Origin of the sequence: Micromonospora inaquosa (assembly GCF_003857055.1) — a bacterium.
In the GTDB taxonomy this organism is placed as follows: Bacteria; Actinomycetota; Actinomycetes; order Mycobacteriales; family Micromonosporaceae; genus Micromonospora; species Micromonospora inaquosa.
Genome location: NZ_QGSZ01000174.1, coordinates 1 through 9,856, shown reverse-complemented (window position 1 = coordinate 9,856; position 9,856 = coordinate 1). Strand labels below are relative to the sequence as shown.

Below are 9,856 nucleotides of genomic sequence, written 5' to 3'. Positions count from 1 at the left end.
GGATCCGGGCGGCGGTCCTGACACCGATGCCGGGCATCGAGGTCAGGACCGGGGCAAGAGGGTGAGCATCAAGCATCCTCTCAACCTCGCCGGCGACCTGGTCACGTTGCCGCAGGACATCGCGGAGGCTGTCAGCCAGCCGAGGCAGGATCGTCTCCGCAGCCTGGGTGCCCGGGACGGTCACGGTCTGCTCGTCGAGGGCGGTCAGGATCTGCTCGACCAGGCGTTCGCCCATGCGTGGTGCATGGACGGCGGCGATCGAGACCAGCTTGCGGCGGCCGGCCTTGCGCAGCCCGACGGGGCCGCCGCAGCGCGACAGCAGCTCCAGGACCGCCTTGTGGTGAATCTTCGGGCCGAGGACCCGTTCCAGCGCGGGATGGATCTGCGTGAGCAGGCCACGGATCCGGTTGGACACGCGGGTGGCTTCACCCGCGAGATCGTCATCGAACCCGACCAGCACCTCCAGCTCCGCGAGGGCTTCGTCGCCGACGTCGACGCGCCGCAGCGTGTGGGGCAGGGTGCGGGCCGCGTCAGCGATGACGTAAGCGTCCCGAGCGTCGGTCTTCGCCGTGCCCGGGTGCAGGTCAGCGATGCGGCGCATCGCCAGCCCGGGCAGGTAGGCCACCTGATGCCCACACGCCCGAGCCACCGCGACCGGCAGGGCGCCGATCGAGGCGGGCTGGTCAACCACCACCAGCACCCGGCCGTGACGAGCCAGCTTGTCGAACAACTGCCGCAGCCGGACCTCGGTATTCGGCAACGCCGCGTCATGCAGCCGCTTGCCATCGGGCGCCAACCCGACCGCGTGGTGATCACCCTTGCCGACGTCCAAGCCGAGGTAGACGCCGTAACTATCGTTCACCGCACCCGCCTCCACGCATCGCATCGTGGCCTCGGCCGCTGGTCCAGGCGTCGGACTGCCGGCAGCCACGTTACGAAGAGACCTACCCCGAACACGGGTGGCCGTGTCCCTATCAGCGGTCCACCGACGCCACCCGACCCGGCGACAACACCCCCCGGATCATTCGAACGACAGGGGCAGGAAGTCATACCGGGCCGAGCGACCGAGGAGTCCCCGGCTGGGGACGATCAAAAAGGTAACGGGGCGGTTCGGGGCGTCGCTAGTCGAACAAGCCAGGCTGGTCGGCTGGCCCGGCGGGGACCGTGACGCTGGCCGCCAGACGGAGGCTGTCGAAGGTCGGGGGCTTCTTCGGCCACAGCCGGTAGATCAATTTCGGCAGTAGGTAGGCGGTGGCCACGGTGTCCCAGTACGCGCGGTGCGGCTGGCTTCCTCCGGCTGCCGCGATCATCGCCTCCCGCAGCCGCAGAGCCTCTACCAGCGTCGACAACGAGCGGTCGGGAAAGTCCATGGTCCGGGCGAGGCTGAGCGTGTCGAGCAGGCCCGCCGGGCGCAGATCGGGCAGGTGCCTGCTCAGCAGCCGCCAGTCCACCTTGACGTTGTGCCCGAGCACCCACCGCCCGTTCATCAGCTCAGCCAGTTGTGCCGCGATCGCGTTTAACGGGGGTGCCTCAGTGAGCACCGCATCGGTCAGCCCCGGAGAGATCCAGGGCCGCTGAGGTATCGGCCGTCCCGGATTGACCAGGCTTGTGAACGCCCGATCGAGGTCGGGCTGGCCGTGGACGAGCGGAACGACCGCCACCTCCAAGATCGCCTCATGGTCGCGGTCCTGGGCGCCGCTGCCCTCCAGATCGAGCGCGACGATCTCGGTGTCGTGCCACAGCTGCGAGCCCATCGCGGCCATTTTTCCGTGTTTGGGGTCAGTCGTCTTCATACCGCGCCGCCCGCTCGAACTGTTCCCGGACGTCGGCCAGGGCCGAGACCTGCTCGGGATTGGCGGTGTGACCGTTGAGCGACCGGCCGTGCGCGCCCAGGTAGTGCGGCTGGTCCAGTTCCCAGATCTGGTGGCGCAGGGTGTGCTGGATGGCGTAGCGGCGCTGTTCGCCCAGCCCGTGTGTCCACACGTGGCCGGGTTCGATCACGAAGTCGGTCTCGTAGCCGAGCTGGGAAAGGACGGCATCCATGTCTTCGGCGGTGGGTTCGCGGTAGTCGTCGGCGCACAGTTGCTGCTGTTTGACCGGGCAGATGTCGCACAGCTCGCGTATGCCCCAGTGGCCGTTGTAGTCGGCGGTGCCGTGGGCATGGGCGACGCCGCAGCTGGTCTTGCGGAACAGCGGCGTGTCGATGCCGGACGCGCGCCAGGCGGCGACTACGTGAGCGTCGAGGTCGAACGGCATGGTCTTGCGCCGGTGGAAGTCGTCGCCGTATGGAACCTCGATGCCGAGGCCGCGCATGTACTCGGCGTTCTCCTGCTTGTGGTACAGGCCGGTGAACACGATCGCGTCTACGGTCCGGCCGAGGTCGAGCACGGCTGCCATGGTCTCGGGCTGGTCGTTCCAGCCGGGCACGATGGGTCGCCAGTACAGGACCATGCCGGTGCGCTTCTTATGGGCGGCGGCGGTGCGGATGGACTTGATCGTGGTCTCACTCTTGGCGATCGGCTCGATGCGGTCGTCGGTGATGCCGGAGTACGTGAACAGAAGCGTGACCCGAACGTGTTTGAGCTGTTCCAGCTCGGCCATGTCCTGCTCGGTGACGTGGAACCGGGTGATGACTAGGACGTGGTTGGTGTAGCCGCGCTCGTCGAGCGCGCGAAGGATCTGGAATAGGTGCGGTTTGACTGCCGGCACGAAGCCGTCGGTGGCCTTGTTGAGCAGCTGAATCGGGGTGGTGTGTGGCTGGAACGCCTCGTGGTTGAGCAGCCGGTCGATCGCCTCGTCGGTGGAGCACAGCAGGTGCGGGACCTTGACCTCGAAGTTGCCCCAGAAGTGCCGGACGCAGTAGGCGCAGTCCAGGGGGCAGCCGATGATGTGGTTCAGCGACAGGCCGCTCTTGCGGTAGCCGACGATCTGGGCCATGTAGGGGTCGAGGGCGGCCTTGACGTGGTCGCTCAGCATGGGCAGTTCGCGGGGGACGCGGGCCAGCAGGGGCAGTTCGGTCACCGGGGGCTCCTTTCGGCGGTGGCAGGCGGGCGGAGAAGGTGGTGCTCGGTCGGGCCGTACCAAATGCCGAACTCGCGTTCGGCGCCTGTGGGGTCGTCGGAGGTGTGGATGACGTTGTCGATCAGCCGTCCTTCGGCCATCGCCTTGGACAGCGAGTCCATGCCGAACCGGCCGCGGATCGTGTCGAGCCCGGCGGTATTGGGGTCGAAGTCGCCGATCAGCTCGCGTAGCCGTGGCGCGGCGGCCTCGCCGTACGCGAGGGCGATGCCGACGCGCTGGCCGACGTAGGTACGGCGCAGGTCGGCCGGGACGTCGACCCAGGTGAAGTGGGCAAGGCGGGTGGTGAGCAGATCTTCGTAGTGGGCGAAGACCTGCGCTTCGGTTGGGGTGACGGTGCGCCGGTCGACGATGGTGACGTGCTCGCCGATCCAGGTCAGGACGGGCTCGACGAGACCCCGGCTGAGGCAGTCCGGTTTGAGCAGGACGACTGCCCAGCGGGTCCAGTCCACGGCGGTCACGACGCCACCGCCTGCGGCACGCGGGTCGGCCATCGCTGCTCGATCAGCCAGCGGTGGCCCGGTCGCAGCATCGCCAGCGCCTCGGGGCTGACGGGTTGGTCGGCCCGGTAGACGACCTGCCGGTAGACCTCGAACAGGGCGATGACCTGCGCCCAGTACGGCTTTAGCCCAGCCGCGTCGTCGGGGCCGAACACGGCGGCGTCCTTACGGAGTCGTTCCTCCCACGTGGCGACCTCGGCGAGGTCGGTCCAGGTCGTCGCCGGCATCTGCTCGGCCGGGAAGGCGGGGCGGGTGCGCTCGGCGAGCATCCGGTCGACCTTCGGCAGGTCGTTGACGTTGATGTGCATGGAGCCGACGTGGTGGGCGTAGCTGCCGACCTCGACGCCGAGCTGCCGCGCGGCGAACTCCTGGATGAGGGTGAACGCGAACACGTCCCCGAGCAGCCCGATCATGGCGTCGTTGCCACGCATATAGGCGCTCATGTGCAGCTGACCGCCGCGCAGCATCAGCTGTAGTCCGAGGGTGCACGCCACATCGGGGTTGTCCGGGTCGACCAGCTCGTTTGGCTGCATGATCAGCATCGTGGCCCGTTTGGCGTCTGGGTCGCGGCGCAGCAGCTCGATCACGCGGTCGAACTGGCAGCGGTCGTCGGGCTTGGTTGGCTTAAACAGCCGCGGTCCGTAGGCGGTGCCGGTCAGGGTCTCGCCATCCTCAGACAGTCGCCGCAGGTTCGGCGCGTAGTGGGCGATCATGTCGAGATCGTCGCGACCGGTCAGGTACCACAGTGCTTCGGCGTGGTTGAACACGACGTTGGCCTTGCGGGCGGCGATGTGCGGCGTACGCGCGACCGGGTTGCGGATGGTCAGCAAGACGTTGGTCGTCTCGATCGCTGTCTTGGCCCGGGTTTCAGTCTCGTATTGCGGCGCCTGGCGGATCTCGCGTAGGACGGCGAGGTAGGCGTCTTCGAAGGTTGTGTAGACCGGTCCGGTGATCATGAAACATCCTCCAGGATGGCAAGCGCCTCGCGTGCGATGGTCGAGCAGCGGAACGGCTCCAGCCGCGCCAGGCAGGCAGCGAGCAGATCGGCGTGCTGGCTCGTTCCGGCCAGGCCACGCAGCCAGGCGAGCCGGTCGATGACGTCTTGGCCGTCGGCCACGTGCAGATCGCGCGGCAGGTAGAGTTCCACGCCGCGCATCTCGACCGGCACCAGTGGGATGCAACCCGCGAGCAGGGCCTCCCACCAACGTGACGTCATGTGCCCGACACGCCAGTACCGCTCCGGAAGAAGCAGAATGGTCGCCAGGGCCTTGCGGTGCAGGCCGTCAACGTCGTGGAAGGCCGCCCGGCCGATGAACTCCACGTGCGGCCACGCCTCGATTCGGGTCCACTTGCCGGCCACCTGGTGCCGTACGAGCTTGGCGGCTGGGGCGAAGAAGCGATCGAAGTGATCGTCGCGGTCGTACTGGTTGCCGACATACACCAACGGCACCTCGCGAACCGTGCGGCTCAGCCGCTTGGCGTCGGCGGCGTCCAGCAGCTCATCTGGTACCGGACAGGGAAGATGCCGGGCACCCGGCGTCGTCAGGATCGCGAACTCGCCGACCGAGACGCTCGGCATCGCCCGCAGCGGATCATCGGCAGGCAACTGCCGATCCAGGTCCCAGATCAGCGTCGGCGTGCCGCACTCGCGGGTGTACCTATCGATTAGCTCGGTCTGCCGGTGCAGGTCGCAGGTGTGGCCGGGGGTTCCGCACGGGATGGTGTTGCGGCCGGGCAGGGGCCAGCGCCATTCGAGGATGACGGCGTCGAGGCTGGGGAAGCCCGCCGGATTCCACCGGTAGGTGCTGCTGAAGTTCTCGCCGCTGTCTAGCGCGTCGCGGTTGCGCTGCAGCAGCACGATGTCGTGGCCTTCGGCCCGCAGAGCGTCGAGGAATGGCTTGCGGTAAGCGCGTGAGCCGTCCGGGGTGTCGACCACTCCATTGCCGAGGAAGCCCCACATGCTGTAGCCGATGAGCATCGTCATGTCCCTGCCTGCGAGTTGGCGCGGCGAAGCGCGACGATCAGAGCGCGTTCGCCGGGTGCGGTCAGGCTGATGGTCATGGCTCGCTGGTGCGGGACCAGGGCAACAAGCTGCAGGCTCAGCAGGAAGTTGATCGTGTCGCGGACTGCTGTCTCCTTGACGCTGGCGTGCAGGGCTAGCGCCTGGGTCAGCGTGCGGACCGTCCAGTGCCTGCCGGGCTGGTCCACGAGGGCCTGATAGATCCGGCGGCGTGCCGAGGTCGGCAGCTTTAGCTGGACAGCCATCACTGTCCGCCGAACTGCGCCATGGGGACGATGCCGAGCGCGGTCATGGCTTGGCGGGCACGCGGGCAAGGCGCCCAACAGAAGTGGGCGAGGTACACGCAGGCGGTGCACATACCGTGCTCGTCCGGGCAGTGCACGTCGAGAATCACTCGTGCGTGGCCGGCGTCGGGAACGTCCGCGGAGTCGGGCGAACCGTTGGCTGACGGTGGGCCGCCGTAGCTGGCTCGGCTCGGCCGGTCGCGCAGCTGGAGGTGGGAGACGTGCACCGTTTCGAACATTGCTTCGGCCGAGCCGGGTGCGGGATAGGAGACCAGAGCGGAACTGCCGGTGGTATCGGCGACGTACGCGGTCAGCCATGCGCCGCCGATGTATGCCCAGACCGGTGCGCCGGGCGCGTACCGGTCGATGCCGTCAACGGTGGCCGGTTCGCGGTCGAATGGTCGTTGGGTGGGCGGGATGCCATTCGCTGGCGGGTCGGCGGGCCAGGGGATGACCTTCTTGATCAGGTGGAGCAGCGGCCAGCCGCTGGCGGGCACGATCCGGGCCGGTGTTGCCACGGGCGGCGTCATAGGCGTGACGCGGATGGTCATCGTCTCCTCCAAGGACGCTCAGGGGGTTGGCGATATCGGCCCGGCTTGGGCGTTGCCGCAATGTGTCCGCCGGCCGTCAGCCACGACAGATGTAAGGACTGCCGAAGTGCAGGTATCGACGCCTCCGGACTGGGCAGCAGGCGCGACCGTGACACCCTGGAGTGCACGGGCCTTGGTGCTGCTGGGTACGAGGTTCATGGTGTCCTACCTGAAGTTGATCGACCTGCCGTCAGCTCGTGGTGACGCGCGAGTGGAGTCGTGAAACGAGCTGCGTCGCCTCGCCGATGGCCGCCTGCTGCTGGGGCGTGAGTGGCTCGGCGGCGTAGCCGGCGACGACGACGGCGAGAGGGTCAGTGACGTGCGTGGTGGTTGCGGCGAGTTCTTCGAGGAACGCCAGGGCGCAGTACGGGGTGTAGAAGGGGCTGTATCCGCCTTCGTGGGCGGCGACGAGCCGGCCGTGGCAGAGCCGGTCGGCGGCGTCGATGAGCAGTCGGGTCATCTCGCGGTACGAGGCGGCGGTGAGCATCTGCCTCGCCATGGGATCGAACACGCCCGCGTCGAAGCCGTTGGCGAGCAGGATCAGGTCCGGTGCGAAGCGGTTGAGCGCCGGCAGGACCACCTGGTGCATGGCGTGGAGGTAGGCGGCGTGGCCGCTGCCGGGTGGCAGCGGCACGTTGAGGGCGTAGCCGGCACCCTCGCCGACACCGTTCTCCGTCGTCCAGCCGGAGTCGGGTGGGAAGCAGTTCGCCTGGTGCAGGCTGATCGTGAGTACGCTCGGGTCGTCGTAGAAGATTGCTTGGGTGCCGTTGCCGTGGTGGGCGTCCCAGTCCACCACCGCGATACGGGCCAGCCCGAGTTCGGCTTGGGCGTGGCGGGCGGCGACGGCGATCGAGTTGAACAGGCAGAAACCCATCCCGGCGTCGGCGGTGGCGTGGTGTCCGGGCGGGCGCACCAGGGCGTACCCGTTGGTGATGTCGCCGTGCACGGCGGCGGTGACGAGTTCGATCAGCCCTCCGGCGGCGAGGCGGGCGATGTCGTAGCTGCCGTGCCCGACCGGCGAGTATCCGTCTCCGGCGTCGCCTCCGCCGTGTAGGTCGCTCTGGGTTTTGATGTGCTGCACGTACGCCTCGGTGTGCACGCGCAGGAGTTCCGCGACGGTGGCCCGCCGGGGCTCGATGATCATCAGCTCGCCGAGCAGCCCGGGAGCGTGGATTAGCTCGTGGACGCGTCGTTTGGCCTCGGGGTTCTCGATGTGCACGGCGGGTGCGATGCCGGCGGCCGGGTTGGCGAGCACCACCCCGGCGCTGGTGCCGGTGTCGTGCCACAGGTACTCGGGGTGAAAGACGTAGCCGGTGGTCATGGTGGGTGCCTTTCGTCAGTCGGCTGCCGGTGCCGGTGCGGCTAATGCGCGGAGATGCTGGTCGGTGCTGCCGGCGCGGGCCGGGGTCGCGGTACCGGTCTCGGTGGTGTGGCGGCGGCGAGGTCGGCGACGAACGCGTCGATCTGGCCGCGGGTGATGCCGGGCATGCAGATGAGGTGGCTCGTGTCGCCGTCGGTGGCTAGCAGCCACTTCTTGCGTACCTGCTCGGGTGGGGTGGGTAGGACGACGGTGAAGGCGTGCGGGTGTCGCCAGGCGGGCCAGCCGGCGGCGTTGAGCCGGTCGGTGGTGTAGGCGGCGAGGCGGCGGCCTGCGGTGGCCCGCCATCGGTGTCCTTCGCGGCCGTGGGTGGCGATGGCGTGCCAGAGCAGCGCGGCGGCCAGCCCGCACCGTGAGCCGGTGATGGTGGTGTCCGCCGTGGCGGTGTATGCGACGCGGCTGCCGTGGGTGCGCAGGTGATCACGGATGAGCACCACTCCGGACGGCGTCGGCGTACCAAAAAACTTGTGACCCGATACCGCGATGCTGCGGATGCCGCTGGCGTCATCGAGGCGCAGCCGCCCGTCGAGGGCTAGGGGGATGCCGGACAGGGCGGCGTCGATGTGCAGGTGCCCGCCCGCGTGGTGCTCGTCGAGGACCGCGCGAATGCGGCCGGTGTCATCGACTGCCTCGGTCATGGTGGTGCCGGCAGTCGCGACCACGATCGCCGGCCAGCGACGCCGCCTGCGTAGCTGCGCGGCGAGGTGCGTGTAGTCCATCTCCCCGTCGGGCTGCGCGTGAACGGAAACGCCTCGGGCTCCGAGCAGGCGCACCACCTTCGGCACGGAGTAGTGGGCGGCGGTCGAGTAGTAGATCCGGGCCGCGGGATCGGCGCGGTGCGCGGCGTGCAGCGCGGACAGGTTGCCTTCTGTGCCGCCGCTGCTCACGTATCCCCACCGGTCATCGGCGGGCATGGCGAGCAGGTCGGCGACCCAGGTGACGACGGCGCGTTCCAGCGCCCGGGTGTGTGCCACCCCGCCGGTGTCGGTGGGGTCGCCGATGTTGTTCCACAGGCGGTTGCCGAGGCGGATCATGACGTCGGTGTGGTCGAGGTCCACGGCGCCGGGAAACCCGATGCTCGTGGCCGCCGCAGCGTCGGCCTCGCACACCAGGTGCTCCAGCACGGCGTCGATGTTGATCGGCGTGCGGCTCAGGTCCGCGGCGTCCGCGAGATTGAGGGTCGGGGTGTGGGTCATGCCGACCGCCCATGAAGGTGCGCGGTGAGGGTGTGGTGCAGCGCCCCGAGGTGCCGCCACACCGCCCGGGTGGCGTCGTCGCCGTCCTCGGTCAGATGTTCGTGCCGGTTGTAGTAGCTGACCCGGTCCGCATCAAGGGTGCGATTGCAGCGGATGCCGTCCACGCCCATGCGGGCGTGCGGGTCGCGGTCGACGTGCATGGCGGTGCCGTCAGTCAGCAGCACGTACGCCTGGCCCTTCAGATCGAACACCGACAGCCGGCGGCCAGTGACCGGCAGGTCCCGCAACGTGTGGGCGAGCTGGTACCAGCGGCCCTGATCGGAGTCGAGGGTGCTGACCCCCACCCCGACGTAGGTCGCGTGCGCGGGCAGGCTCATGTCCCCGCCGTTGACCATCGAGCCGTCCGGCCCGAGGGGATGCCAGCGGCGCCGGACGGAGGCGGCGCGGTTGATGTTGTCCCGGGCCACACCGTCGAGATCGGCCAACAGCCGAGGCAGGTCGTCGGAGTCCGGGGAGGCCAGCCACAGCCGGTAGGCGGTGTGCAGCCGGTAGCCGTGCGGCTCGCCCGGCGCGTCGGAGACGAAGAACAGCATCACGCCGTGCGGGCCGAGCGCGTCACGCCCGCCGAACCGTTGATCGGCTTCGACCATGTGGCCGGTGTTGATGCGCTTGCAGCGGTACGCGACCTGCTTGCGTAGGTCGGCCCAGCGGCGGACCTCCGGCGTCACGGCGTCACGGAAAGGGACCTGCTCGTACGGTGCGGCTGGTGCAGGCGGCGGCACCGGCTGCGCGGGCGGGGGCGGGGGCGCG

Annotated in this window: 11 protein-coding genes; all 11 read right to left on the bottom strand. The window is 68.9% G+C overall.

What is annotated here, in order from left to right; genetic code table 11:
- A partial coding sequence (locus DLJ59_RS09510) for an IS110 family transposase (RefSeq protein WP_244235928.1) occupies nt 1–886 on the bottom strand: 886 nt, incomplete at its 3' end.
- 235 nt (nt 887–1,121) lie between these two features.
- Entirely contained in the window at nt 1,122–1,754 is a 633-nt protein-coding gene (locus DLJ59_RS09505) for a 3'-5' exonuclease (RefSeq protein ID WP_124772131.1), read from the bottom strand.
- A gap of 25 nt (nt 1,755–1,779) precedes the next feature.
- Nucleotides 1,780–3,021: a radical SAM family protein gene (locus DLJ59_RS09500; RefSeq protein ID WP_244235927.1), complete on the bottom strand. Its 1,242-nt coding sequence runs from the start codon at nt 3,019–3,021 to the stop codon at nt 1,780–1,782.
- Entirely contained in the window at nt 3,018–3,539 is a 522-nt protein-coding gene (locus tag DLJ59_RS09495) for a nucleoside-diphosphate kinase (protein ID WP_244235926.1), read from the bottom strand. The genes DLJ59_RS09500 and DLJ59_RS09495 overlap by 4 nt, the downstream gene beginning before the upstream one ends.
- On the bottom strand, nt 3,536–4,534 hold the full coding sequence (locus tag DLJ59_RS09490) for a thymidylate synthase (RefSeq protein ID WP_124772129.1): 999 nt from the start codon (nt 4,532–4,534) through the stop codon (nt 3,536–3,538). The genes DLJ59_RS09495 and DLJ59_RS09490 overlap by 4 nt, the downstream gene beginning before the upstream one ends.
- Nucleotides 4,531–5,556 (bottom strand): hypothetical protein, encoded by a 1,026-nt coding sequence (locus DLJ59_RS09485; RefSeq protein WP_124772132.1) that lies wholly within the window; start codon nt 5,554–5,556, stop codon nt 4,531–4,533. Before DLJ59_RS09485 ends, DLJ59_RS09490 begins: the two co-directional genes overlap by 4 nt.
- 2 nt (nt 5,557–5,558) lie before the next feature.
- Nucleotides 5,559–5,843, bottom strand: a complete 285-nt coding sequence (locus tag DLJ59_RS09480; protein WP_124772128.1) for a hypothetical protein — start codon at nt 5,841–5,843, stop codon at nt 5,559–5,561.
- Nucleotides 5,843–6,400, bottom strand: coding sequence for a hypothetical protein (locus DLJ59_RS09475; protein ID WP_124772127.1), 558 nt, complete (start codon nt 6,398–6,400; stop codon nt 5,843–5,845). Before DLJ59_RS09475 ends, DLJ59_RS09480 begins: the two co-directional genes overlap by 1 nt.
- Before the next feature lie 262 nt (nt 6,401–6,662).
- Entirely contained in the window at nt 6,663–7,793 is a 1,131-nt protein-coding gene (locus tag DLJ59_RS09470) for a class II histone deacetylase (protein WP_124772126.1), read from the bottom strand.
- A 41-nt stretch (nt 7,794–7,834) separates the two neighbouring features.
- On the bottom strand, nt 7,835–9,046 hold the full coding sequence (locus DLJ59_RS09465) for a histidine decarboxylase (RefSeq protein ID WP_124772125.1): 1,212 nt from the start codon (nt 9,044–9,046) through the stop codon (nt 7,835–7,837).
- The coding region (locus DLJ59_RS09460; RefSeq protein WP_244235925.1) for a hypothetical protein at nt 9,043–9,856 on the bottom strand (814 nt) is incomplete at its 5' end. The genes DLJ59_RS09465 and DLJ59_RS09460, both read right to left, overlap by 4 nt.